The 24,994-nt window shown below is 55.8% G+C and carries 19 protein-coding genes and 3 tRNA genes; 13 read left to right on the top strand and 9 right to left on the bottom strand.

Annotation, left to right across the window (positions count from 1 at the left end; all coding sequences use genetic code 11):
- Positions 1 to 2: 2 nt before the first annotated feature.
- Both AC2D8O_RS09250 and AC2D8O_RS09245 read left to right on the top strand, forming a co-directional pair.
- Positions 3 to 1,031, top strand: coding sequence for a vWA domain-containing protein (locus tag AC2D8O_RS09250; RefSeq protein WP_484678532.1), 1,029 nt, complete (start codon positions 3 to 5; stop codon positions 1,029 to 1,031).
- A complete protein-coding gene (locus tag AC2D8O_RS09245) occupies positions 1,028 to 1,672 on the top strand; it encodes a tetratricopeptide repeat protein (RefSeq protein WP_484678531.1) in 645 nt (214 codons plus the stop codon). Before AC2D8O_RS09250 ends, AC2D8O_RS09245 begins: the two co-directional genes overlap by 4 nt.
- Before the next feature lie 21 nt (positions 1,673 to 1,693).
- On the opposite strand, the gene AC2D8O_RS09240 is transcribed toward AC2D8O_RS09245, so the two are convergent.
- Positions 1,694 to 4,030: a patatin-like phospholipase family protein gene (locus AC2D8O_RS09240; RefSeq protein ID WP_484678530.1), complete on the bottom strand. Its 2,337-nt coding sequence runs from the start codon at positions 4,028 to 4,030 to the stop codon at positions 1,694 to 1,696.
- A 121-nt stretch (positions 4,031 to 4,151) separates the two neighbouring features.
- On the opposite strand from AC2D8O_RS09240, the gene AC2D8O_RS09235 reads away from it, so the two are divergent.
- Entirely contained in the window at positions 4,152 to 4,781 is a 630-nt protein-coding gene (locus tag AC2D8O_RS09235; protein WP_484678529.1) for a CAP domain-containing protein, read from the top strand.
- Positions 4,782 to 4,784: 3 nt separating this feature from the next.
- Here AC2D8O_RS09235 and AC2D8O_RS09230 read toward each other — a convergent pair whose 3' ends face one another.
- On the bottom strand, positions 4,785 to 6,005 hold the full coding sequence (locus AC2D8O_RS09230; RefSeq protein ID WP_484678528.1) for a proline dehydrogenase family protein: 1,221 nt from the start codon (positions 6,003 to 6,005) through the stop codon (positions 4,785 to 4,787).
- Positions 6,006 to 6,145: 140 nt separating this feature from the next.
- Here AC2D8O_RS09230 and aroB point away from each other — a divergent pair, with 140 nt between their 5' ends.
- Both aroB and aroA read left to right on the top strand, forming a co-directional pair.
- Positions 6,146 to 7,204 (top strand): 3-dehydroquinate synthase, encoded by a 1,059-nt coding sequence (gene aroB / locus AC2D8O_RS09225; protein ID WP_484678527.1) that lies wholly within the window; start codon positions 6,146 to 6,148, stop codon positions 7,202 to 7,204.
- Positions 7,201 to 8,499 (top strand): 3-phosphoshikimate 1-carboxyvinyltransferase, encoded by a 1,299-nt coding sequence (aroA, locus tag AC2D8O_RS09220; RefSeq protein ID WP_484678526.1) that lies wholly within the window; start codon positions 7,201 to 7,203, stop codon positions 8,497 to 8,499. The genes aroB and aroA overlap by 4 nt, the downstream gene beginning before the upstream one ends.
- A 44-nt stretch (positions 8,500 to 8,543) precedes the next feature.
- Here the strand turns inward: aroA and AC2D8O_RS09215 are convergent.
- Positions 8,544 to 8,615, bottom strand: a tRNA-Arg gene (locus tag AC2D8O_RS09215).
- Between the two features lie 127 nt (positions 8,616 to 8,742).
- On the opposite strand from AC2D8O_RS09215, the gene acs reads away from it, so the two are divergent.
- Together acs and AC2D8O_RS09205 are read left to right on the top strand one after the other, a co-directional pair.
- Positions 8,743 to 10,653, top strand: coding sequence for an acetate--CoA ligase (gene acs / locus AC2D8O_RS09210; protein WP_484678525.1), 1,911 nt, complete (start codon positions 8,743 to 8,745; stop codon positions 10,651 to 10,653).
- On the top strand, positions 10,650 to 11,267 hold the full coding sequence (locus tag AC2D8O_RS09205) for a hypothetical protein (protein WP_484678524.1): 618 nt from the start codon (positions 10,650 to 10,652) through the stop codon (positions 11,265 to 11,267). The genes acs and AC2D8O_RS09205 overlap by 4 nt, the downstream gene beginning before the upstream one ends.
- Positions 11,268 to 11,324: 57 nt before the next feature.
- On the opposite strand, the gene AC2D8O_RS09200 is transcribed toward AC2D8O_RS09205, so the two are convergent.
- Positions 11,325 to 11,413: transfer RNA gene (locus tag AC2D8O_RS09200), tRNA-Leu, on the bottom strand.
- A 61-nt stretch (positions 11,414 to 11,474) separates the two neighbouring features.
- Positions 11,475 to 11,547 (bottom strand) — tRNA-Gly (locus tag AC2D8O_RS09195).
- Between the two features lie 222 nt (positions 11,548 to 11,769).
- On the opposite strand from AC2D8O_RS09195, the gene AC2D8O_RS09190 reads away from it, so the two are divergent.
- The 5 genes from AC2D8O_RS09190 (at position 11,770) to AC2D8O_RS09170 (ending at position 19,722) form a co-directional block, all read left to right on the top strand.
- Positions 11,770 to 13,317 (top strand): APC family permease, encoded by a 1,548-nt coding sequence (locus tag AC2D8O_RS09190; RefSeq protein WP_484678523.1) that lies wholly within the window; start codon positions 11,770 to 11,772, stop codon positions 13,315 to 13,317.
- 222 nt (positions 13,318 to 13,539) lie between these two features.
- A complete protein-coding gene (locus AC2D8O_RS09185) occupies positions 13,540 to 15,921 on the top strand; it encodes an OmpA family protein (RefSeq protein ID WP_484678522.1) in 2,382 nt (793 codons plus the stop codon).
- Positions 15,922 to 16,002: 81 nt separating this feature from the next.
- Complete coding sequence (locus AC2D8O_RS09180) at positions 16,003 to 16,815, top strand: enoyl-ACP reductase FabI (protein ID WP_484678521.1); 813 nt, start codon at positions 16,003 to 16,005, stop codon at positions 16,813 to 16,815.
- Between the two features lie 14 nt (positions 16,816 to 16,829).
- Positions 16,830 to 18,185 carry an adenylosuccinate lyase gene (purB, locus tag AC2D8O_RS09175; protein WP_484678520.1) on the top strand — a complete coding sequence of 452 codons (1,356 nt, stop codon included), beginning with the start codon at positions 16,830 to 16,832 and terminating at the stop codon, positions 18,183 to 18,185.
- Positions 18,178 to 19,722: an ATP-dependent DNA helicase gene (locus AC2D8O_RS09170; RefSeq protein ID WP_484678519.1), complete on the top strand. Its 1,545-nt coding sequence runs from the start codon at positions 18,178 to 18,180 to the stop codon at positions 19,720 to 19,722. The genes purB and AC2D8O_RS09170 overlap by 8 nt, the downstream gene beginning before the upstream one ends.
- Before the next feature lie 2 nt (positions 19,723 to 19,724).
- Here the strand turns inward: AC2D8O_RS09170 and AC2D8O_RS09165 are convergent, their stop codons facing one another.
- The 4 genes from AC2D8O_RS09165 to AC2D8O_RS09150 are packed head-to-tail and all read right to left on the bottom strand — an operon-like array spanning position 19,725 to position 22,679.
- Positions 19,725 to 20,414, bottom strand: coding sequence for an alpha/beta fold hydrolase (locus tag AC2D8O_RS09165; protein ID WP_484678518.1), 690 nt, complete (start codon positions 20,412 to 20,414; stop codon positions 19,725 to 19,727).
- Positions 20,414 to 21,112, bottom strand: coding sequence for a Dph6-related ATP pyrophosphatase (locus AC2D8O_RS09160; RefSeq protein WP_484678517.1), 699 nt, complete (start codon positions 21,110 to 21,112; stop codon positions 20,414 to 20,416). Before AC2D8O_RS09160 ends, AC2D8O_RS09165 begins: the two co-directional genes overlap by 1 nt.
- Complete coding sequence (locus AC2D8O_RS09155) at positions 21,102 to 21,905, bottom strand: RluA family pseudouridine synthase (RefSeq protein ID WP_484678516.1); 804 nt, start codon at positions 21,903 to 21,905, stop codon at positions 21,102 to 21,104. The genes AC2D8O_RS09160 and AC2D8O_RS09155 overlap by 11 nt, the downstream gene beginning before the upstream one ends.
- Positions 21,906 to 21,938: 33 nt before the next feature.
- A complete protein-coding gene (locus tag AC2D8O_RS09150) occupies positions 21,939 to 22,679 on the bottom strand; it encodes a M48 family metallopeptidase (protein ID WP_484678515.1) in 741 nt (246 codons plus the stop codon).
- Between the two features lie 112 nt (positions 22,680 to 22,791).
- Between AC2D8O_RS09150 and AC2D8O_RS09145 the strand changes: the two genes are divergently transcribed.
- Complete coding sequence (locus tag AC2D8O_RS09145) at positions 22,792 to 24,978, top strand: S9 family peptidase (RefSeq protein WP_484678514.1); 2,187 nt, start codon at positions 22,792 to 22,794, stop codon at positions 24,976 to 24,978.
- The last annotated feature ends 16 nt before the right edge of the window (positions 24,979 to 24,994 follow it).

Here is a 24,994-nt window from a genome sequence, read left to right as displayed (position 1 = left end):
GCATGCGCCTCATTCACGCCGAATATCTCTGGTATCTGCTTCTGGTGCCCCCCGCTGTGTGGGCACTGTGGAAGATTGTGCATCGGGCCCGCTATACACTGCGGGTGTGGGTGGGCGAAGACAATGTGCTGAAGCACTACCCGCTTTCCCGCAATGCGTTGCGACTGGCAGCGCTGACCTTTGCTTCACTTGCATTGCTGGGGCCGTCTATCGGCCGTTCTACTGCGGGCTCGCAGGTACTGGGGCGTCAGGTATACTTTCTGCTGGATGTCTCTGCCAGCATGAATGTGGAGGATGTTGGCGGATCGCGGCTGGCCCTTGCCAAGCGGGAAATTCGAAAAGTCGCAGAGCAATTACGGGGCGAACAACTGGGCCTGATTGTCTTTACCAACTATGGGTATGTGCAGTGCCCGCTTACACGCGACATAGGTGCGTTACAGATGTATTTGAATCTGGTAGAGACTCAGCAGTTTGGTAACACTGGAACTGACTTGAGAGCTGCCCTACAGACGACCTTCGTCCGCTTTATGGCAGAGCAGTCCAAGGATAGCCTCGGGCAGGATCGTCTTGACGAACGTATGGCGCGTGCCATTGTACTGCTCACGGATGGTGGGCACCATGGACAGAAGTATCAGAGTGTGCTCAACGAACTCAACGAATATGGCATCAATCTTTTTCTGGTAGGAGTGGGCACTCCTTCAGGAGGGGCTGTGCCCGATTTTGATGCCGAAGGCAACAAAGTTGGCTTCAAGAAGGACAAGAATCAGCTGGCCCGGGCCATTCTGGAACGTGATTCGCTGATGGCACTGGCGGAAGACAATGCCCGAGGATACTACGAACTGAAAGGCAGCAGCGACAATCTGAACCTTCTGGCTGCTGACCTCAAGACCATGCCAGCGGGTATCGTGGCCAGCAAAGCTACGCTTGCCCCATCTGACCGATACCGATGGTTCCTGTTGCCAGCACTCCTGTGCCTGTTGGCCAGCCTGTTCCTCCTGCCCGAACGTAAACCCACTCCGGTAGCTCCATGAAGCCTTCCCGCAAACTCTGGGCGATTGCTTTTGCCGTATTGGCGGGCTTCACAGGCGATGACCCACTGGAAGACGCGGTGCGCTACTACCGGGCGGGCGACTACATGAAAGCCATTTCGGCTTATGAGCAGGCATTGGGTGAACTGCCACTTCAGCGCGACAACATCCGCTTCAATATTGCCCAGTGTTGGGCTGCGATGAACCAACTGGCCAAGGCGCAGGAAATCTACAACGACATACGTCAGCGGTTGGGGCCCAGGGAAGCGGCCAAGGCACTGAATAACCTTGCGTTGCTGGCATACCGGAACCAGAAGCTTCAGGAGGGATTGGAGCTGCTGCACGAGGCGTTGGTACTTGATCCATCAAACGAGACTGCACGGTACAACTTTGAGCTGATGCTGCGCAAGTTGCCACCACCCCCACCGCCGGAGCCCCCACCTCCACCGCCGCCACCCACTCCGCGCAATGTACCGCCCAAGCCTCAGGAACTGGGTGCGGACAATCGCAGCCGCGCAGAGCAGAGCCGCGACGAAGTGGTGCAGGGTGTCGAAGACATCGCGAAGCGCGAACAGCAGTATCTGCAACAGCTGAAGCGGCGCTCCAAGGCAAGGCAGCGTTATTCAGATGGCCCAGACTGGTAACAGGAGCGAAAGCCTTCTGGCTTATTCCCAGGTATTGCGCGTGAAAATCATGTAGCCAATGTGCAAAACCGGGCGCACGGGCACACGTTGCTCTTCATAGTAGTTGAGAAACAGTCCGATAGGCCCTACAGGCGTGTGATAGGCAAAGCCAGCAGTTGCTGCGATGGCTTTATCTGCAAAATTCAGTTGGAAGCGCATTCTGCTACCAGCCGACAAATCCAGCGGTGTAAAGCGTTGCATCCAATAGCCTTCAGCCCGGAAATCGAGCCGATGGCTCAAGTGCAGTACCAGTTGCATGCCTGGGGCGATGTAAAAGCGCGAGAAGTACTGATCCTGCAATAGGATAGGGCTATCCTGAAAGGGCGTGAATCGAGGAGAAAACAGCCTTGAGGCCCTTGGATTGGAAAAGTCGCGCAGATTTGAGTAAGACGCATCTACTGAAAACCCAAAGGAAAGGCGTTTCAAAGTAGAGAAGTAGCGTTGAATGCGCAGCCTGGCCTGAAACCACCGCTGCTCATTGGAGGTGCGGGATAGGGTATTGTCACCGGGTATAAAATCCTCGAAGCCACTGGTAAAAGCGATACTGCCATAGAAGTATCGCCCTTTGCTGGCATACATCTTCCTGTCAAGGGTAGAGTACTCAAAGCGTGAGAAGATGCTGATCCCCGAGAGCTGGGTGGCATCTGAAGTGTCGGTAATCAGAAAGGTAGGGGTGCGATAATAATCCCATTCGCTTCCTTGATAAGCCATGCCTACCTCCAAGCGACCAGCAGGCCGCAGGCGCAGCCCCACGAAGCCTCTGAACCAGTACTGAGACTGTGAAGCAAATGCGCTGGAACTTGCAGGGAGCACGCCCACTGCTTTCTGCTGATAGTCCCAACTCACGGTTCCCAGTTCGCCCTGAAGAAAAGCGGGTGCTATTCCATAGAGGTTTAGTCTACCATATCCACTGGCCGAGTTTTCAAAAGACCCGCGCGTAAGGAGAATTCCCCCTTCAAAGCGTGAGCTAAGGTACTTAGCCCCCAGTTGCACCTGGTGGTCAGTGGGGGTAAAAAGGGTAGCACCAAACCGCAGACTGAAGCGCGCAGGAGGTTTGAGATGGACATTCAGACGAAGTGCCTGCAGGGTGCTGTCATACCTCAGGTCAGGCAAAATTGACAGGTAATCGCCATTGATTTTAAGCTTGTTGTATCCATTCTGTAGCTGTGAAAGCGTCATTTGCCCCGCCTTCAGGCCCATGATCTGCTGGGCATACCGCCGGGCCTGTTCTTTCAGGCCTGTAAAAGTCAGTGCCGCTACCTGGAAATCATCGGAAAGAGATTCTCTGAAGGCTTTCCGTCTGGCGGCCAGTTCGGAGGGGTCCTGCTGGCGATATCCCACAGCACGTTTGATGTCTTCGATACAGGCAATCGTGGCGGCATATCCCTGCTGGATGGCATATTGCACTTTCTCTTCCGTGAAGTCGGCACCGCCCATTTCATTCAGGTCGGGCTCTATGTACGACCCAAACACTGGCATTTTCTGCCAGCTCTTGCTATCGGTGCTTTGTGAGATGAGCTTTTCCAAAAAGGCCCGCTGCAACTGAAAGCGGTCGCGACGGACGGGCGGTGATCCTACATAAACACCAATGATGTGGTCAGGTGTGAACTCAGAAGTGGCCAGGTCAACTGGGAAGTTGTTGTAGATGCCTCCATCAAATAGGTCTTCCATACGGTCGCCGCTGGCAGGCAGAAAGAAGATGGGCACCGCGGTGGATGCTCTCACCGCAAATGGCAATGAACCCGCTTTCAGCAGGATACTTTTTTGTTCAAAAATATCGCTGGCGGTGGCTCTGAATGGGACAAATAGACTGTCAAAGTTGCCTTTGGCCCGATTGGAGGCAGTGGCCAGGAACTCATTCAGGCCATAGTTGACTGCATAGTCTGCAACAAGGTATTCTGGCAGCAGGCGGTCGGAGTCACGGAGAGAAAGAGGAACGCTGGCAAAAGTAGCATCGGCCTGTTCTCTGCTGAAGTAATAGGTTTCATTGAGTACCAAACCTGGGGCCAGCCAATCGCGTGATGCTATGTAGGCAATCTGTTCTATTTCCGCGGGGCTGTAGCCTGCGGCATAAAATGCCCCCACCAATGCACCCATGGAGGTGCCGCTGATGCAATCGATGGGAATACGATGCTCTTCAAGGGCTTTCAGGACACCAATATGTGCCAGGCCTCTGGCCGCTCCACCAGACAGCACCAGTGCCACTTTTTGCCGGGGCTTTAGTGAGTCGGCAGCAGATGCGGCATCAGGCACCTGCTGCGCCCACGCCGCAGGGAATAGAAGGCAGAACGCCCAAAGTAGAAGAGCAATAGCACGCATGGTTAGCAGCAAAGGTAGTGGTCGCCTTGAAATGGTGTGGATTTACCGCTGCTGAGGGATTGTATTTGGGCAGAATGCCGCCGATTTTTAGCAAACCAGATCTCCATCCGTAACAAACCCTATGCGTATCAAGTCTTTCTTTCTTTTCCTCCTGCTGTTCACGAGTGTTGTTGCGGGCAAGGCGCAATCTTACATGGACGAGGTTTCTCGCGCTGTTTTTGAGGAAATCAACCTGATGCGACAGAATCCGGCGGCCTACTCCCGATATCTGGAAGAGCAGTTGCAGTATATGGGTAGCGACAAGGTGATGCGCCGCCCCGGTGAAGTGGGTCTGATTACCAGTGAAGGGCGACGGGCCATTGAGGAGGCAATTCAAGTGCTCAAAAGTACGCCATCGCTTTCTCCTTACGAGGTAAACGAGCCGTTGACACGTGCCGCCAGCGACCATGCCCGCGACATTGGAGCCAAAGGGCTGGTAAGCCACAATGGCAGCGATGGCAGCACCATGGGAGGGCGTATCAACCGCTACGGGAACTGGATGGGAACCATTGGAGAGAACATCTCTTTTGGTTATAGAAACGCCCGAGACATCGTCATTCAGCTGCTGGTAGACGACGGCGTGCCAAGCCGTGGGCACCGTGTAGCACTGCTGAACACAGAGTACCGCTCAATTGGCGTGGCTTACAGTCCACACAAGGTCTATGGCCACTGCTGTGTAATGGACTTTGCCAGCTCGATAAAAGCTAAATAAGCCTCAGGCTTTCAATCGCTTCTGCTTGCGGCGGCGCTGAAGTTCCTGCTCAATCAACACCAGCTCGCGTCCGGTTTGGCCTGCGATGCTGGTGTTTTCATTCGCACGCCGGAAAAGGTAGGGGAGTACGGCTTTCAGCGGGCCATAAGGCAGGTACTTGGCAGCGTTGTAGCCTGCCTTTGCCAAGTTGAACGACAGGTTGTCTGACATTCCATACAACTGTCCAAAATGCACCCAGGGATGGTTATGCGGTATTCCCATCTGGTGCATTCGCTCGGCCAGCAGTCGGCAACTGTTTTCATTGTGTGTGCCAGCCAATATGGCTACATGGCTCAGGTGTTGGAGGCAGAGTTCGGTTGCGAGGTCGAAGTCGCGGTCGGTGGCAGCTTTGGTAGGCTGCATGGGGGTTGGATAGCCCATAGCTTCCGCCCGTTTATTTTCCTTTTCCAGATAGGCACCCCGCACAAGCTTTACGGCCAGTATCCAGCCCTCGGACTGTGACCGATCGATTAGCCGTTTCAGATAGGCCAGCCGGTCGTGGCGATACAGTTGAATGGTTGTGTAAAGGACAGGCGCTGTGCGGTTGAAGCGCAGCATCATTTCTTCGGCCAGGCGATCTATCTCATCTTGAATCCAGCTTTCTTCAGCATCAAGCAGTACACTTTGGCCTCGGGCAGCGGCTTCCTCACAAATGGAAACAAGCCGGGCAGTCATCTTCTGGAATTTCTCAACCTCAAACGCGGCCAAGGAGTCGCCCCGCTGTTTCTTTTCCATGAGATCGAAGCTGCCAATGCCAGTCATTTTCATGGCTGTGAAACTGAGTTCCGGTCTTGCTTCCGACTGCCTCACTACACGCAGCAACTCATCCGTCGTTTCATCAAAGCTTTTATCATTCTTGGCACCTTCGACGCCATAGTCCAGTATGGACGTTACACCATAGCGGAACAGTGTCTGGGCCGTAGGGGCTGTGTCGGCTATCGTAACGCCACCGCAGAACTGGTTAAAGAAATAGGTCTTGAGCAATCCCTGAATCGGGAGCCCAACTTTCAGTGCCCAGGTTACCAGGTGGGGGCCAATGGCTACCAAGGTGTTGCTTTGGATACTCCGGAACAGCAGGTGTGAGCGTCTCAGCTCAGCATCGGATTTGTATTCGAAGGCATTGGCAGTGTCTGCGAATGAAAGCGAGCTGGGAGCTGCGATAGGCTCAGGCTGAGGTTCCATCATTGGGTAAACTTGTGCGTAGGGTACAGGCTGCAAAAATGCAGTTTTAAGCGAAAGGCGGAAGCGCCATTGGTTATTCAGATTCCGAAAAAACTAATCGTTTTGCTCGAGATATCGTTCCGTTGTGCAGTTTTGGGCCGAACATGACAACTGAAACCCGTACGCTGTGGGCGCCCACGTTTGGTGCGCTGTTGCTGGAGCTGTCTACTGAATGGGCAGGCCGGCGTTGTCTGCTTGTCGTAGACGAGGGTGTGCAGACGCTGTATGCCGAGAAGCTTAAAAAATGGTTTCCCCGTATTACCACTTTCGTATTGCCCTCTGGCGAACAGCATAAGCACCTTGAGACGGTAGAGGCTCTCTGGCAGCAGTTCATGGAGGCAGGTATGGAGCGGAAGGACGTGGTCTGCTGCATGGGTGGAGGAATGACTACGGATCTTGCCGGATTTGCGGCAGCCTGCTGGAAGCGAGGGGTGTCGTTCGTCTTCGTCCCTACTACACTGCTGGCCATGGTAGATGCCAGTACAGGCGGAAAGCTGGGCGTGGATTTCATGGGTGGGAAGAACCTGATTGGAGTGTTTCAGGAGCCCAAAGCTGTGGCCATCGCTACAGAATTTCTGCAAACCCTGCCTGACCGCGAACTTCGCGCCGGCTATGCCGAGATGCTGAAACACGCACTTATAGCAGATGCCGCGCAGTGGCAAGAGTTAAAAGCGCATGCCTATACCCACATGCGGCAGCCTGAAGCGCTGGAGCTGATCAAACGATCTTTGGCCATCAAACAACGGGTGGTGTATGAAGACCCGCGGGAAGTTGGGCTGCGCAAGACGCTCAACTTTGGACATACCATCGGTCATGCCATTGAAAGTGTGATGCTGGAAAGCAAAACGCCATTCCTGCATGGGGAGGCTGTGGCAATGGGATTGTGGCTGGAGTGTTGGTTGTCGGTACAGCTTTGTCAGCTTGACGCCGGGGTTGTAGCTGAAGTTGAAGCTGTGTTGCGGCAGAATGGGTTCCCGCTGTCGCTACCCGCTGATTTCGATAAAGACCAATTTGTGCGCTATCTGCTCCAGGATAAAAAGAACGAAGGGGGGAAAGTGCAAGCCTGTCTGTTGAAGCGACTGGGCGAGGCAGTACCTGTCGTTCAGGTTCCGGTGCCACTGGCGTTGGAAAGTCTTTCTTTGGCAATGGGAGGCAAGGAGTGATAGCTTCAGATACCGTAACGCTGTATCCTCCTGAGCGTACACCGTGGGTGCCGGGTCCAGTGCAGGTGCCTGGCTCCAAAAGCCTGACGAATCGGGCGCTGGTACTGGCATTGGCCAATGGCGTCGCTGTGAAGCTGCAACAACCTTCCAACAGCGAAGACTCGGCAGTGGTGCGCACGTTCATGGAGCAGCTGGGTTGGCAGGTTGACAGCATTGCCAATGACTGGTATCTGGTACCTCCTACTGAAAGTTCTTTACGCCGCATAACCATAGACTTGCAAATGGCGGGTACTGCCGCCCGCTTCCTCACTGCGCTGGCCTGTTTTCTACCGGGGGAAACCGAGTTGAAAGGGGCGGAACGTTTGCAGCAGCGCCCGCTGGCCCCACTTATTCAGGCTCTTCGGGCAGCAGGGGCGCAGATACAGGGCGACCGGTTGCCGATTGTTGTAAAGGGCAATCCTGATTGGCGCCCGGCCTGTTTTACGCTAGATGCCAGTGCCAGCAGTCAACTGCTGAGCGCGCTGCTGTTGTTGGCGCCTTTGCTGAAGGAGGGAACGGAAATTCATCTTGCAGGGGCTGCCAGCACGGAAAGCTATGTGCAGATGACGCTGGGACAGTTGGCTGAACTGGGCTATCGCTGGGTGGGTACCAACGCTGGTTACCAGTTGACGCAGAAAGGGTTACTGCCTGCCCAACTGCCGATAGAATCGGACTGGAGTGGGGCTTCCTACTGGTTTGCACTGGCTGCGCTTGCGCCTGCCGCAGAAATCACGATTGGCCGCCTGTACGCAGATTCTCTGCAGGGCGACCGCCAGCAGATAGCGTTTTGGCAAAGCTGCGGGCTGGATATTGAGCTGAAAAATGATTCGGTACGAATCAGAAAGCAGCATGCTATCCGGCTGCCCCCCGTAATGGATTTCTCTTTGATGCCCGACCTCGCACAGACATTTGCGATGGTGGCAGCAGTTGGCGAGACGCCAGTTCTTATGACGGGCCTTCATACCTTACCGCACAAGGAAACCGACCGTATTGCAGCATTGAAGCAAGAATTGGAAAAGCTGGGATGCAAATGCGAGGTGACCGCTTCTACTCTTCGGATTGTGCCTCCTGCTGAGTTGAGGCTTCCAGAGACGCCAATTGAAACCTATGGCGACCACCGCATGGCAATGGCCTTTGCCGCTCTTGGCTGGTGGCTGCCAGGTCTGCAGATTGCAGCACCAGCAGTGGTGGGGAAATCATATCCTGACTTCTGGACACAACTGACTGCTACAGGGTGGACGCTCTCCTTCTCCTGACAGCCTGAAAACGAAAAACCCTTGGTAGGACCAAGGGTTTTCTGTAGCGCCGGCAGGAATCGAACCTGCACCTAGAGTTCCGGAGACTCTCATTCTATCCATTGAACTACGGCGCCAGACCAGTAGTTGGGGCTGCAAAGATGAACAACTTTTTTGTCTTTTTCCATGCGCCAGGCCAGAAATCCGCTCGTGGTTGTGCACTAGGTTTATTGTTGCAACCTTGAATGCCTTAGCAAGCCCCCTATGACCCCAGAAATACGTACCGAAGCTGATTATGTAGCACACTATGCCGAGGCAATGCGACAGCCCGAGGCATACTGGGGCCGCATTGCGCAAAGTTTTCACTGGTTCAAGCCGTGGACAGATGTGCTCACGGGAGACTTTCAGTCGGTGGACTTCCGGTGGTATGCGGGCGGCACTACCAATCTTGCATACAACTGTCTGGATCGCCATCTGCCAACGCTGGCCGACAAGCCTGCCATCATCTGGGAGAGCAACGACCCATCAGAGGCATCGATAACGCTTACATACAGTCAGCTGCACCTAGAGGTTTGCCGCTTTGCACATGTGTTGCAACGGCTGGGGGTAGAGGCTGGCGACCGCGTATGCATCTACATGCCGATGGTGCCAGAGGCTGTCATTGCCATGCTGGCATGTGTGCGAATGGGTGCTGTGCATTCGGTAGTGTTTGGTGGTTTCTCAGCGACAGCTCTTTCGGATCGTATCAACGACTCGCGGTGCAAACTGTTGCTTACTGCCGATGGCACCTATCGTGGCAGTAAAGAAGTGACATTGAAAGCAATAGCAGATGACGCGCTCCATCATACCCCCAGCATAGAGAAGGTGTTGGTGTTGCGCCGCACAGGCGCCTCCATCACCATGCACACTGGCCGCGATTTCTGGTGGGATGACGAGATGGCCAAGATTCCGGCCGAGGTGGATTCTTATGCGCCTGCCCAAGTGGAGGCCGAGCACCCCCTGTTCATCCTGTACACCTCAGGCAGCACGGGCCGCCCCAAAGGCATATTGCACACCACTGGTGGCTACATGGTTTGGGCAGGCTTCACCTTCCGGAATGTATTTCAGATTCAGCCCCACGATCTGTTCTGGTGCACAGCCGATATTGGCTGGATAACAGGGCACACCTACCTGACGTACGGCCCCCTGCTGAATGGCGGCACTACGCTGTTGTTTGAAGGCATACCCAGTTACCCTGACCACGGCCGGTTCTGGGAGGTGGTGGACAAACACCGTGTAACCATACTCTATACTGCCCCCACTGCCATCCGTGCGTTACAGGCCGCCGGAAACGAGTGGCTGGAGGGCAAAGACCTGTCTTCGCTGCGGATACTGGGCAGCGTAGGCGAACCCATCAACGAAGAAGCCTGGCACTGGTACCACAGTCACGTGGGCAAGTCGCGCTGCCCGATAGTAGATACCTGGTGGCAAACCGAAACCGGCGGCATCCTGATATCGGCTTTTGCAGGCGTAACACAGGACATCCCCACTTTTGCCACCAAGCCCATGCCGGGTGTACTGCCCGTGCTGATGAATGATAAGGGGGAGGAGATAAAAGAAATGGAGGCGGAGGGCAACCTGTGCATGCGCGCTCCCTGGCCGGGCATGGCCCGCACCACCTACGGTGATCACGAGCGGTTCCGCAGTACCTACTTTACTACTTACCCCGGCTACTACTTCACAGGCGACGGTGCCCGCCGCGATGCCCAGGGCAACTACCGCATCACAGGCCGCGTAGACGACGTCATCAATGTCTCGGGCCACCGTATCGGCACCGCTGAAGTGGAGGATGCCCTCAACGAACACCCTGCGATTGTGGAAAGCGCCGTAGTAGGCTACCCGCACGAAATAAAGGGACAGGGCATTTTTGCCTTCGTGATACTGGACAGCGAGCACGACACGATACATAATCTCGACGCCGAGGTGAAAGAACTGATAACAAAGCTTATTGGCCCTTTTGCCCGGCCCGACCGGCTGTTGGTGGTGCGGGGCCTGCCCAAAACCCGCAGCGGTAAAATCATGCGCCGCATCCTGCGCAAGATTGCCGAGGGCGAAACCAGCAATCTGGGCGACACCAGCACGCTGCTGGATCCATCCGTGGTGGACGAAATTAAACAGGCTGCCACCGCAAAATGATACTGCCCGAGACCACGCTGAATCTGGCCTGCGAGGCACTGGCTGGCGGGCCGGTGCTGAGCGATTCGGCCGGTAAAGCCGCACTGTTTCTCGCCGAGAAATGGCTGGAGAAATTCCGCAAAACCTACCCGCTGGATTGCCTGTATGCCGGTGTGACCAGTAACCCCGAGGCGGCGCTGTTTGACCATGCAGGCGTGCGCAGGGTAGGGTGCTGGTGCTGGTTTCAGCTGCCGGTAGCATACCAGGCGGTGCGGCTGCGCGATGTGCTCCTGAGCCAGGAGTCGCAGGCGGGGTTGCAGTTCCTTTCGCTGAACCTGGAAATTGACGCCACGCAGATATACGTATATGCCTTTGCCAATGCCGACGCCAATCTGATGCAGGTGCGGCCTGGTCAGTGGCACAGCAGGCAGCGGCTGACACCGCCCGCAGTGTACCTGACGGAAGAGCGTACTGGCTGGAAGCTGCGCGCCGAGGGCCTGGCTTCGGGCTACCAGCGGGCCGAGTTTCTGCGCGATGCTCTGCCCAAAGCGCTGACCTTGGCAACAGAACGCGAGCTGGAATTCGCCATCGACTGGAGCTCAGTGGGCGTCACCGCCCGTTGGGGGATTGGGTAAATTCAGTGATTTCTCATTGCCCAGATATACCAAAAAAGCCTCCGAGTGGAGGCTTTGTGGTGCTGGGGACGGGAATCGAACCCGTACGGACCTTACGGCCCGCGGGATTTTAAGTCCCGTGCGTCTACCGGTTCCGCCACCCCAGCGTGGTAGCAAATGGCAGCGCAGGCTAAAATGCAAAAAGGCCCGTGAAACGAGCCTTTTTTGAGCGGGAGACGAGGTTCGAACTCGCGACCTCAACCTTGGCAAGGTTGCGCTCTACCAACTGAGCTACTCCCGCGTGCCGATTGTGGATGCAAAGATAGTGGGTGGAACATTGCGCGCAACCCTCCGCTGCAAAAAAATCTGCGTGAAAGTGGAAGGGGCCTATTTATCAGGCACTTTGATTTTTGGGTGGCGGCGGATTACAACTCTCCACCCCAGATGCGGGAGGAGTGGCCGGAAATATGCTTTATATTGGGGCGCCTTAACGAACAAGTGACCCTGAGTTTAACCTCTACACATGCAACTCTTTAAAACCAAGTCCATCGAGAAACTGGTGGCTGAAGCAGGTGTCGGGCAAGAAGGGGGCTTCAAACGAACCCTTTCTGCCATGAACCTGACGGCCCTCGGTGTAGGTGCCATCATTGGTGCCGGCATCTTTTCACTCATCGGCGAAGCCTCTCAGGTTTCAGGCCCGGCTATCATCCTGTCGTTCATCCTGGCAGCTGTTGGTTGTGCGTTTGCCGGTCTGTGTTATGCCGAGTTCGCTTCCATGATTCCGGTAGCGGGCAGTGCCTATGTATATGCCTACGCCACGATGGGCGAGTTCATAGCCTTCGTCATCGGCTGGGCCCTGACGCTGGAGTATGCGCTGGGCGCCTCCACCGTAGCGGTCAGTTGGTCGGGATATCTGGTGAGCATCCTTCACGACTTTGGCGTACATATTCCGGCACAGCTTGCCAGTGCGTATGGCCAGAAGCTGGTGAATATTGCGGATGAAGCCACTGCAGCCATGCTGTCGGTGAAGCCAGGCTGGAATGTCATGAGCGAAGGTCTCATAAGCCGTGCAACAGAGAAGGGTGTAGACCTCGCAGGCATGGAGCATGTCACCTCCTGGTTCAACCTGCCAGCTGTTCTGGTTATTGCGCTTGTGACCTTCGTTCTCTACCGTGGCACAAGCGAGTCGGCAAAGACGAACAACTTCCTGGTAATCCTCAAGACCACCGTTATCATCATCTTCATTCTGGCTGGTATCTGGTTCATCAAGGCGGAGAACTTCGTGCCTTTCATTCCAGAGAACACCGGGACGTTCGGTAAGTTTGGCTGGTCGGGTATTCTGGCGGGTGCTGGCACCATTTTCTTTGCCTACATCGGCTTTGATGCTGTTTCTACCGCAGCCCAGGAGTGCAAAAATCCAGCGCGCGACATGCCAATAGGCATTCTGGCCTCGCTTTTTGTATGTACCATCATCTACATTCTGGTTGCAGTGGTTCTGGTAGGTCTCGTTGATTACCGCCAGCTGGGTGTTCCCGATCCTATCGCAGTGGGTATCAATGCGGTGCCTCAGCTCTCGTGGCTGCGCGTCCCGATCAAGTTCGGTGCCATCCTGGGTCTGACCTCGGTTATTCTTGTGATGATGATGGGTCAGAGCCGTATTTTCTATTCAATGGGTAAAGATGGCCTGTTGCCTGCTTCTTTCGGTAAACTGCATGCCAAGTTCCGTACGCCTCACATCCCCACCGTTATCACGGGTTGTGTAGCTGCATTGCTGGCGGGCCTGCTGCCGATTGGCGTACTGGGCCACATGGTGTCGATGGGTACGCTACTTGCATTCGCCATCGTATGTATTGGCATCATGGTACTGCGCAAAACCCGTCCTGAGATCCCTCGTCCCTTCCGCACCCCGCTGGTTCCTTTTGTGCCTATCGCAGGTGCACTGGTATCACTGGGCCTTATTGCGGGTCTGCCGTTGGCTACCATCGGGTACGTTTCCATCTGGCTTGCAGTGGGGCTGCTTGTATACTTCCTGTATAGCCGCCACAACAGCAAGCTGCAGAAAGAGGACTGATTTATCAGTTTCCCCCTTCATACAAACGCCTGGCAAAACTGCCGGGCGTTTGTGCTTTGTGTAAGACTTGTCGAGGGGATGCAAATGTGGTAAAACAGGGACATGTGGCTGAAAAAGCCTTGTAATCCGGCGGGTGCACAGTAACTTGGGGTAAGCGTTTGTGCTTTGGGTCCTCCTCTCCTCTCTAGATTACTGATTCTACGCAGTTTAGCGTTGATACTGATGCTGTGCGGGCTTAACTGTCTGTGGCAGCAGAGTGCTTATGCCCAGCAGATTCAACTGGGGCCAAACGTATACCTGCGGGAGACAAGCGAACCCAACGAGTTTTACACGGTTTTCCCCAACATCAACCGCGTGGCCCGTTACGCCGACCGCGATTTGATGGAGGACATCCTGAATGCCGAGGATGAAGGAGATTGGGCCAAGCTGGATCGCTTGCTGTCGCTTTATGTAAAGAATTTTGGAGTAGAGAATTTCCGCGCAGTCAATGAATTGGATCTTGTATGGCGCCTCGGGCAGCTGAAACAGGCCAGAAAGGATACAGGAGCTGCCATCTTCTATTACAGCCTGGCGCTCAAGAACCAGTCGAAGTACTATCCGCAGGTCAAGCTCAGCTACGACTCGTTAACAGCCAGCCGTGCCAACCGCTTTGTTCAGCTGGACTACTACTATGAGATTGTCGCCGCCCGGCGCAAAATCGATACACTGATTCCGCCGTCTGGGGTAATGCTGGCGATGGGCAAAAAGATCAACAGCCCTGCCCCAGATTATGCACCCTCGATGCACCCCAAGGGTACGCCGCTGATCTTTACCTCGCGCCGCAACACCTACGAGGCCATCTCGCCTGACTTTTCGCAGAACGAGGACCTGTATTATGTGCAGCAGAGTATTTTCGGGGAGGGATGGGAGTACGCCCAGCGGTTTGAGGATATCATCAACAGTCAGTACAACGAGGGTTCGGCTTGTCTGAATGCCGATGCCACCGAGCTGATTTTTACCCGCTGTAATGCCCCAGATGGGATGGGGGTTTGTGATCTGTATGTTGCTGAATGGAAAGAGGGTTCGTGGCGAAATGTGCGTCCATTGGGGCCGAATGTGAACAGCCCTGATTGGGATTCGCACCCGAACCTCTCTACAGATGGCAAAACGTTGTTTTTCGCCTCCAATCGCTCAGGAGGCTTTGGGAAGACGGATATCTATTATTGCCGGCGGCGGGAAGACGGTCAGTGGGGCCCTGCCCAGAACATTGGGCCAATTGTGAATACAATTGAAGATGAGGTAACTCCCTTTCTCCATCCTATCAACAACACGCTGTACTTCAGCAGCAAGGGCCATGTGAACGGGCAGGGGGGCTTCGACATCTACAAATCGCGGTGGTTGCTTAACCATTGGGAGGAGCCCCGCAACCTGGGCCCACTGGTGAACACGCCGGGCGACGAATATTATTTCTCCATCGATGGGAAGGCGGAGAACCTGTACTACGCAATGGCGACGGAGTCCGATCCGCGGAATCTGGACTTGTATTCGTTTCCAATGCCGATGAATGCCCGGCCCGATGCGGTAGTCAAGCTCTCGGGCTATCTCATCGACAGTATTTCGGGTCACCCGATAACAGGCATCATTCAAGCGATAGACCTGGAGCGCGGGGTAGAGGTAGCGCCCATTCATATCAATGCCAATGGGTACTTTGAGTTCCGGCTCATAGGCAACCGCACTTATCGGCTGCTGATTCTGGGCGACAACTCGGTGACGATAGACGAGCGGGTGCACCTGAAAGCAGACACGCTCACACGGATTTTCTCGTCGGCACTGGACCTGTCAAAGCCCATTGTGTTCAGGTCCATGCAGTTTCGGCGGAACAGTTCCGAGATTGAGCCGCAGGTAGAGGCCCAGATTCGGGAGATTGGGGAGTTCCTGCGACGACACCCGTACTGTCGTCTTACCATCGGTGGCCATACGGATTCAGATGGAGACGATGGCTTCAACCTGACGCTTTCGGCGCAGCGTGCCATGAACATCCGGGACCTGATACTTGCCCGCAGTAAGGTGAAGGAAGACCAGGTAAAAGCCATAGGCTACGGAGAAACCCGCCCGATCTATCCGAACGATACGCCTGAGCATAAAACGGCCAATCGGCGAGTGGAATTTGAGTTATGGGTGCCACCTGCATACCGTGATTCGCTGAAAGGCGAGACGCTTGTACGGCTGGATCTTGGCGGGCCTGCTGTAGACTCCAGCAAAGTGGTGCGCAGGGCAGTGCCGGTTGTGGTTCCTGATTCGGCCGCCACCGCAGCCTCTGCCGGTACTGCTGGCGGCAAGAAGCCCGCTTCTGCAACACCAGCTACCGATACTGGCGACGACCTTCTGGGCGACGACGGCTTTGGCGATCTGGAGGATGAGTTTGGGCTTGAAGATGAGATGGAAGCGGAGTTCGACGACCTCGGCGCAATGGATGTAACAGAGTTGTCAATTCTGTTGGGTGAGGTTATGGAAGAAGAGGATGCTGCCAAGGCTGCGGAAGAAGAAAAGAAAGCCAAGGAAGCAGAATCTGCCCCTCTGGATCTTGATGGCGACGACGATGACGATGATGGCGACGACCGCTAATAAGCGGCAGATGGGTTGCGGCTGACGGGTGTTAGGGTTATTTTAGCGCCTTCTTCATTCGACCTATCCAACCGACATCTCATGCATAACCTCCTGAAAGGCAAAAAAGGCATCATCACCGGTGCGCTCGACGAGCAATCGATTGCGTGGAAAGTGGCTGAACGGGCCCATGCAGAAGGTGCCGAGTTTATCCTGACGAACGCCCCTGTTGCCCTGCGCATGGGTACACTGAAGTCGTTGGCGGAAAAGACCAACTCTGAGCTCATCGCTGCCGATGCCACTTCGGTTGAAGACATCGGCAAGCTCTACGACGCTGCTCAGGCGCGTTTTGGCAAGGTTGATTTCATCCTGCACTCCATTGGCATGAGCCCCAATGTGCGCAAAGACCGCCCTTACACTGACCTGAACTACGACTTCCTGATGAAGACGTATGACATCAGCGCGGTTTCTTTCCATAAGATGATGCAGGTCGCCTATCAGCGTGACCTCATGAACGAATGGGGCAGCATCGTGGGCCTGTCCTACATTGCGGCCCAGCGCACCTTTCCCAAATACAACGACATGTCTGAGGCCAAGGCGCTGCTGGAGAGCATTGCACGCACGTTTGGGTATTACTACGGCAAGAAGAGCAAAGTGCGTGTCAACACGGTGTCGCAAAGCCCAACCCCAACCACAGCTGGCAGCGGTGTAGCAGGCTTTGACCAGATGCTGAACTTCGGCGAGAAGATGAGCCCTCTGGGCAATGCAACCGCTGATGAGTGTGCGGACTTTGTTGTGATGCTTTTCTCCGATTTTACCCGGAAAATCACGATGCAGAACCTCTACCACGATGGTGGGTTCAGCAATATGGGTGTTTCGCCAGAAGTTTTGGAAGCATTTGGCCAACAGGGCTGAGCCAGCCAACACGCATGCAACTGGACACCCTCACCGCCATCTCTCCGTTGGATGGCCGCTATCGTCGTTCTTTGGCCGATCTGGCCGCCTACTTCTCTGAGTACGCGCTCATTAAGGCACGGGCCAAGGTAGAAGTAGAGTACTATGCCGCTCTTTGTGAGTTGCCGCTGCCTCAGTTGGCATCGGTGCCTCCGGAGGTTCGGCAACAGGTACGCACACTTGCCGATGCCTTTACGCTGGAAGATGCCCAGCGTGTGAAAGAGTTTGAAAAAACGACCAATCACGACGTGAAGGCGCTGGAGTACTGGCTGAAGGAGAAGATGTGCCAGTTGCCCTTTTTTCAGCAACATGCCGAATTGACCGAGTTCGTTCATTTTGGCCTTACCAGCCAGGATGTCAACAATACTTCGATTCCGCTGCTGCTGAAGGCCTCTATTCAGGAGGCCTATCTGCCGCTGCTGGACGAAGTGCTGAAACTGCTGCGCGACCTTGCCGCCACTTGGCGGCCTGTAGCGATGCTGGCGCGGACACACGGCCAGCCCGCCAGTCCAACCACCATGGGCAAAGAACTCCATGTGTTTGTGGAGCGGCTGGAGGTGCAGCGGGCACAGCTGGTTCAGTTGGCCTATCCGGCCAAGTTCGGGGGTGCTACGGGTAACTTCAACGGCCACCTGGTGGCGTATCCCGAGATTGACTGGGTGGCCTTTGGCAACCGTTTCGTGGGCCAGACCTTGGGCCTGCACCGCAGCCAGACGACCACACAGATAGACCATTACGACGGTCTGGCCGCGCTTTTCGACGCACTGCGCCGCATCAATGTCATCCTCATCGACTTTGCGCGCGACGTCTGGACGTACGTATCGCTCGGCTATTTCCGTCAGCGGGTAGTAGCCGGCGAGGTGGGTAGCAGTGCCATGCCCCACAAGGTGAACCCAATCGACTTTGAGAATGCCGAGGGCAATCTGGGCATTGCCAACGCAGTGTTTGATCATTTGAGCAACAAGCTGCCAGTGTCGCGCCTCCAGCGGGACCTGACTGACTCCACTGTGCTGCGCAACCTGGGCGTGCCAATGGGGCATACCTGTTTGGCCCTGCAATCGCTGCGTAAGGGTATTGGCAAGTTGGAGCTGTACCCGCCCCGTCTGGAGGAAGACCTCAATGCCAACTGGGCCGTACTGGCCGAAGCCATTCAGACTGTATTGCGGCGCGAGGGCTTCGACAAACCGTACGAGGCGCTGAAAGCACTGACCCGTGGCGAAGCCGTCACCAAGGAAAGCCTTCATGCCTTTATTGATGGGCTGGCAGTACGTGCCGAGGTAAAAGCGCAGCTGAAAGAACTGACGCCGTTCAACTATATCGGCAATGCCTGACGACAGCCGCCCTTCTGGCAGGCCGGCTACGGCAGAAGAACTGCTGGAAGAGCTGTTGGACTACTTCGGACACTCGCCCACGCCTCACCAGTACAAAGCCTTTCACGGGCTGTCGCGCTTTCTGCTCACCGACAAGCCCATGCCGGCCTTCGTGCTGAATGGCGCCGCTGGTACGGGCAAGACTACCATGATGCGGGCACTGGTGCGGCTGCTGGAGCGGCTGGAAACCCCCTACGTGTTGTTGGCTCCTACGGGACGGGCAGCAAAGGTGATTTCGCGCCGGGCTGCACGCACGGCCAGCACCATTCACAAGTACATTTACCACACGGCCACCGATGCCCACGGGGCCTTCAAGTTTCGCCGCCGGAGGAACGAAGATCCAAAAGGCACGGTGTACATAGTAGACGAGGCCTCCATGATAGGCGAGGGAGGCGACCTCGGCGCTACCAGTGGCAGCCTGTTGCAGGACCTCATGGACTATGTGTTTCCGCCGGGACTGAACAATCGCCTGATTTTTGTGGGCGACCGGGCACAGTTACCGCCTATTGGCTCTGACTTCAGTCCGGCATTGTCGCCTCAGTACCTAAAAGGCGAGTTTGGCCTTACGGCCGGGGCTGTTGAGATGACGCAGGTGCGTCGTCAGGCACTCGACAGCGGCATACTGGCCAGTGCTACGCTGGTGCGGGCGGCACTTTCTGAAGGCCATACGGAAGCGCCACCTGTTTTCATTGCGCCGGATGTGGTCGCACTGGAAGATGCCAATGACCTGCTGGAGCGCTTTACCTCACTGTTTGATGTAAGCAAGCCTGAGCGGGCCATTGTGCTCACCTACAGCAACCTGATGGCCTCGCAGGTGAACAAGGCGATTCGTGCCCGCTTCTTCGATGAGTCCGAGCCGTTGATGGAAAACGACCTGGTGGTTGTAGTGCGCAACTTTTATCAGGCACAGACAGAGGCCCTGCCGTTTATTGCAAACGGGGATGCAGGCCGTGTAGTGAAGGTGCTGCGGCGTACAGAAGAAGAGTCGTATGGCCTCAAGTGGTGCGACGCCATAGTGGAATTCCAAGGGTTGGACCTGGAGCCTGTGGAAGTGACGGCAAAAGTGCCGCTGGACCTGCTGGAGGGCAAAGACCCTTCGCTCTCGTACGACATTACGCAGAAGCTGTATACCCAGCGTCGTCACGACTTTCTCCTGGAGGCGGCAGAGGAGGCCGAGCGTTCGGGCCGCAAAGCCCGGCGGTTTGAGCCCAAAGCCGACCCCTATCTCAATGCCCTACAACTGAAGCATGGCTATGCCATTACTGGCCACAAAGCCCAGGGCGGGCAATGGGAGCACGTTTTCGTGTGCTTTGAGCCAGCACTATCGGGGCGCCTGCGCTCGGAAGACTACACTTCTTTCCTGCGCTGGGTGTATACGGCCTTTACCCGTGCCAGCGAAAAGCTCTACCTCTTCAATGCCCCTTTCGACTGGGTGGATATGCCCGATGTGCTGCCCAACATGGTGCTGGACGACTCGGCGATGGAGACTTTCGAGTAAGGTCAGCTGCGCCAGAAGCCTTTCAGGGCGGCTTCCAACAGGTCGAGTGATACCTTCTCTATTGGGTGGCTGGTTTCGGGCAGAACGGTCAGTGAGGCCGACGGCAGACTCCCGTACATCTCAACTGCCTCGTTGAGGGCGACCATCTCATCGCGATCGCCAATGCCGATGCGCACACGCTGGGTAACGCCTTGCAGCTGATGGGAAGTGAGGGGCGGGTGTTGCCCCATCTGGCGCATCATGGTTGCGGTATTTGCCAGCACGGTTTTCCAATCCAATGGGGCATGGCGGGCTGCCAGGGCTTGTGCGAACGCTGGTACCTTGGCCTCGATTTTTTCAGGGTTCAGGCGTGCGGCCTCTTTTTCAGCCGACTCTGGATTCCACTCCCACTTGGTACCTAGGGTGAAGATGCTGTTTACTGCCTCTGGGTGCGTGAGGGCCAACTTCAGGGCAATGTAGCCGCCCATGCTGTAGCCAAAGATGTCGGCTTGGCTTACGCCCAGCTGCATCAGGTCTTGATGCAGGGCTTCGGCAAAAGCAGGGATATGAAAATCGTTGGGTGCGCTTGGGCGCCCGGCATGTCCCGGTACGGCCAGTATGTGTACGGGCCGCCAGCTTTCCAGTCGTTGGGCAAGGGGTTGCAGTTGGTCGGGCCCGCCTAAGGCACCATGCAGCAGAATCAGAGGCTTCATCAAGCCAAAGATAGCGTTGCTATCTCATGTAATGCAGGTACACTTCCGACATAGCGTTGTTGCCTACGCTCGGTGACGAGGGTGGCTATGGGTGCTGAATACAGCTCGAAGTCAGTGACATAGGTGTGGAACTCCCCGTTTTCGCCAGCGGGGTCAATCCCTTCGGCTAGACTGCCTACAAACGCTGGCGTATACTTCTGACCCGCGGTGCCAGTTGGCATCACGGCCAGGTCAGCGCATACAATGGTTGCGGCTCCACGTAGTGCCCAGAATTGTTCGGCAACTGATAATGAAGGAGTATGCCAGAGAGGATAGAGAGCCTGAAATGCATTTCGACTCATCAGCTGATCGCGCCAGCTGCGGATGGGCTCCAGGAAAAGATCTCCAAAGGCAACTGTGCGGGTGCCGTACAGAAAAGCGAGGGCTTCCAGCAAACTCAGCAACTCACGCTCATAAACTGCATTATCCGCATAAGTGGGGACCTCCAGCCAGTGAATGGGCAAGCCCATGCGGTCGGCCTGCACTTGGGTCATATGCCGCGATACACCATGAAATTTGGAACAGCCAGTTTCTCTTTCCAGGGTACAGAAGAGGGCGGAAATGGAAAGCCCCATTTCTTTCAACTTCCAGAGCATCAGGTGGCTGTCTTTGCCCCCGCTGAAGCTGACAATCACAGAACGGCGGGGTTCAGGCGTCATTGCGTTCGAGAATCTTCAGGCAGGCCTCGAAGTTTTTGGGATAGGGGGCGGTGAACTCTACGCGCTTTCCGGTTACTGGATGCTGGAAGCCCAGTCCGTGTGCGTGGAGCAGATAGCCGTCGTTCAGGGGGCGCTCGCCTTCAGCAGGTGCTTTATAGTTGCGCTGCTTCATCACGCTCAGCAGCAGGGGTTCGCCACCGTAGGTCTCGTCGCCTATGATGGGGCTGCCAATGTGCGCAAGGTGTGCACGTATCTGGTGCGAGCGGCCCGTGATGGGCGCGCAATCCACCAGCGTGTAGTGCCGGAAGGTCTTAACGGTATTGACCATCGTGAGGCTGGGCTTACCATGCCCATAGTTGACATGCACCTTGCCATTGGCAGGCGGGGCCAGCGGGGCATCAATCAACAGGGCGTCCCAGTGCTGCACACCCCCAACGATGGCTTTGTAGTGCTTCTCCGTTTCCCGGTGCTCAAACTGCATGGCCAGGTTGCGGTAAGCGTCGTCGCCTTTGGCAAACAGCAGCAGGCCGGTGGTATGACGGTCGAGACGGTGGCAAAGTTTGAGCGCGGGGTTGTAGCGGCGGGCTACTTCCAGCAGGCCGCTTTCAGGCACATTGCGTTCGGCAAGTGAGGTAATGCCAGCGGGTTTGTTCACTACCAGAATGGCGTCGTCTTCAAACAGAATGATATCCTCAAAGCGGAAGCGCGGTGTTTTTTTGGGGCGCTTTACCGCTGCACGGTCTTCTTCTTCAAACTGGGTCAGCCATTCGGCTGCCATAGCATCAATGTCCATCCAGCAAAGGTAATGTAAAGGGTTTGTATTCTGTCAGTCAGCCTCGTAGCAGCCTATGACCCACTCGTGCCGGCGCAGTTCCGTCACACGGGCCTGATAGTCGGGCATGTAGCGGGCCACCCACCCCCAGAAGCGTGGGCCGTGGTTCATTTCGTGCAGGTGCATGAGTTCGTGCAGCAGCACATAGTCGATGAGGGCTTTGTCCAGCAGGATGAGGTACCAGTTGAGGTTGATGTTGCGTAGGGTGGAGCAGCTGCCCCATTTGGTTCGGTGCCCCTTGATGCGCACATCAGCAAAGGTAAGGTCCACATATTCGGCCAGTTCGCGTAGGCGGCGGTCCAGATACTGTCGGGCAATCTGGATCAATACAGCCCGGATACACTGGAGCGGGCGCGCCCGGTGTCTGGGGGTCACGATGATGGTAAGCTGTTGTGGCGTGTAGCGGTAAAACAGCTTGGGCCCATTCTGGAACACAATGGGCACATTACGGCCAAACACCCTGGCTTCGCGCATGATGTTGAGGCGCATGCGTTGGCGCTCGCCAGCGTGCTGCTGCACTTGTGCAAACACCCGTTGCAGCCATCCCGCTTTGCTTTGGATAAACGAAACTTCCGGATTGCTGAGTCGCCCGCCTGGGGATTCCAGCCACACATGCCCTTCGGCCACGCCCAGTCGAATGCTGCGCCCGCGGCTGGGGCGAATAGTAAGTGGCAGGCGTTGGCTGCCAATGAGAATCTCGGAGGCGGTGACGGAGCAGGAGGGGCGCACGGGCACGGTGTAACAACGCCATACACGGGGCTTACCGTATGATTTCTCTGGCCTGAAAAGCTGGTCAGATAGGGTGGTCTCTGTTATCTTGCAGATAGTCCATACTCAACCAATACAGATGAAACAGCTCTTCACACGCTGCCTGCTTGCCCTGCTTCTGGTGGTGCCTGCGCTGGTGAGTGCCCAAAATGGCACCCAGCCCATCACCCTTGAAGAAATCTGGACCGGCCGGTTCTTCCCTGCCCAGAGCGCCGATTACGCCTGGATGAAAGATGACAATTATTACAGCGCCCTCACCGACAACAACACGCTGCTGAAGTACGAAGTAAAGTCGGGTAAGGTGGTGGATACGCTGGCACGGTCGTTTGAGTTTGCCCTCAACGGCAATCCGTTGGCGATTTCCGACTACAGTTTCAGCCAGGACGAGCGCCGGGTGCTGCTGCTGACAGAGTCCAAGCCCATTTATCGCCACTCGGCCACCCACGTTTGCTACGTGTACGACATCGCAGCCAAGAAGCTCTTCAAGGTGTTTGATGGCAAGCCCATCAGCAACCCCACGCTGTCGCCCGACGCCCAGAACATAGGCTTCACCTACAACAACAACCTGTACTACGCAGAACTGGCAACGGGCAAAGTGGTGCAGGTAACCACCGATGGTGCGGCCAATCGCATCATCAACGGCAGCACCGACTGGGTGTATGAAGAGGAGTTCAGTTTTCCGGAAGGCTTCTACTGGGCGCCAGATGGCAAGCGCATCGCTTTCTACCGTTTCGACGAGAGCGAAGTGCCCATGTTCACCATGGACTACATGCGCGGTCAGACGTACCCCGTGCGCTATGAGTTCAAGTACCCCAAGGCGGGCGAAAAGAACTCAGCCGTTACCATTCACGTATACGACCTTGCTTCAGGCAAAATCCAGCTGATGGATGTGGGTGCCGAAAAAGACCAGTATATCCCCCGCGTACGATGGACCGCCGACCCCACCAAGCTGGCTATCCTGCGCCTGAACCGCCACCAGAACCACCTGGATTTCCTTGTCGCTGATGCCGCTACCGGTGCGCATCGCGTGGTCTTCACCGAAGACACCCAGACCTGGCTGGACGTAGAAGAAGAGTCGCTGATTTTCCTGCCCGGCGGAAAGGAATTCCTCTGGAAGTCAGACCGTGATGGTTTTGATCATCTCTATCGCTACAGTCTGGAAGGGAAACTGCTGGGGCAGGTAACCAAGGGTAACTGGGAGATTACGTCCCTGTATGGCTACAATGCCAAGACGAAGATGGTCTATTACCAGAGCACCGAAGGAGGTTCTACCGAGCGTCATCTGTATGGCATCACGCTGGATGGCAAGAAGAAAGTGCGTCTGAGCACCGCGCCGGGCATGCATAATGCCAGCTTCAGCTCGGCGATGACGTATTTCATTGATCGTCATTCCAATACTACGTCCCCGACGCAGACCGTGCTGTATGACAACGCCGGTAAGCAGATCCGGGTGCTGGAAGACAATGCCAAGCTACGCGAGCGACTGGCTGGCTACCGGTTTGTGCCCAAGCGGTTCATGACAGTGCCTGGTGCCGATGGCCAACAGCTGAACGCCTGGATGATTGTGCCGCCCGATTTCGACAGCACAAAGAAATACCCGCTGCTGATGTTCGTCTACGGTGGACCCGGAAGCCAGCAGGTGACCAACAGCTACGACCCCGCCAATGGTATGTGGTATCAGATGCTGGCGTCTAAAGGCTATATCGTGGCCTGTGTGGACGGCCGTGGCACAGGTGCCAAGGGCTCGGTATTTGAAAAGTGCACGTACCTGAATCTGGGTAAACTCGAAACCGAAGACCAGATCGCCGCTGGCCGTTACTTCGGTAAGCAGAAGTATGTGGATGCCAGCCGTATTGGTATCTGGGGCTGGAGTTATGGTGGCTACATGACGCTGCTGTGTATGACCAAAGGTGCCGACGTGTTCAAGACAGGCATCTCGGTGGCTCCGGTAACCACCTGGCGCTACTACGACACCATTTATACCGAGCGTTTCCTGCGCACGCCACAGGAGAATGCTGCTGGCTACGACAACAACTCGCCCATCAACTTTGCCAACATGCTGAAGGGTAACCTGCTGCTGGTGCATGGTACAGGCGACGACAACGTGCACTACCAGAACTCGCTGGAGATGGTGAATGCGCTGGTGCGTGCCAATAAGCAGTTCACGCAGTTCTTCTACCCGAACCGAAACCACGGTATCAGCGGTGGCAACACCCGCCTGCACCTCTACCGAATGATGACAGACTTCATCATGGAGAAGCTCTGATTGTCAGACAAATAAG

It is taken from the genome of Pontibacter sp. T17 (assembly GCF_057219875.1).
The sequence above is the reverse complement of the archived record's forward strand: the minus strand, read 5'-3'. Positions and strand labels throughout refer to the sequence as shown.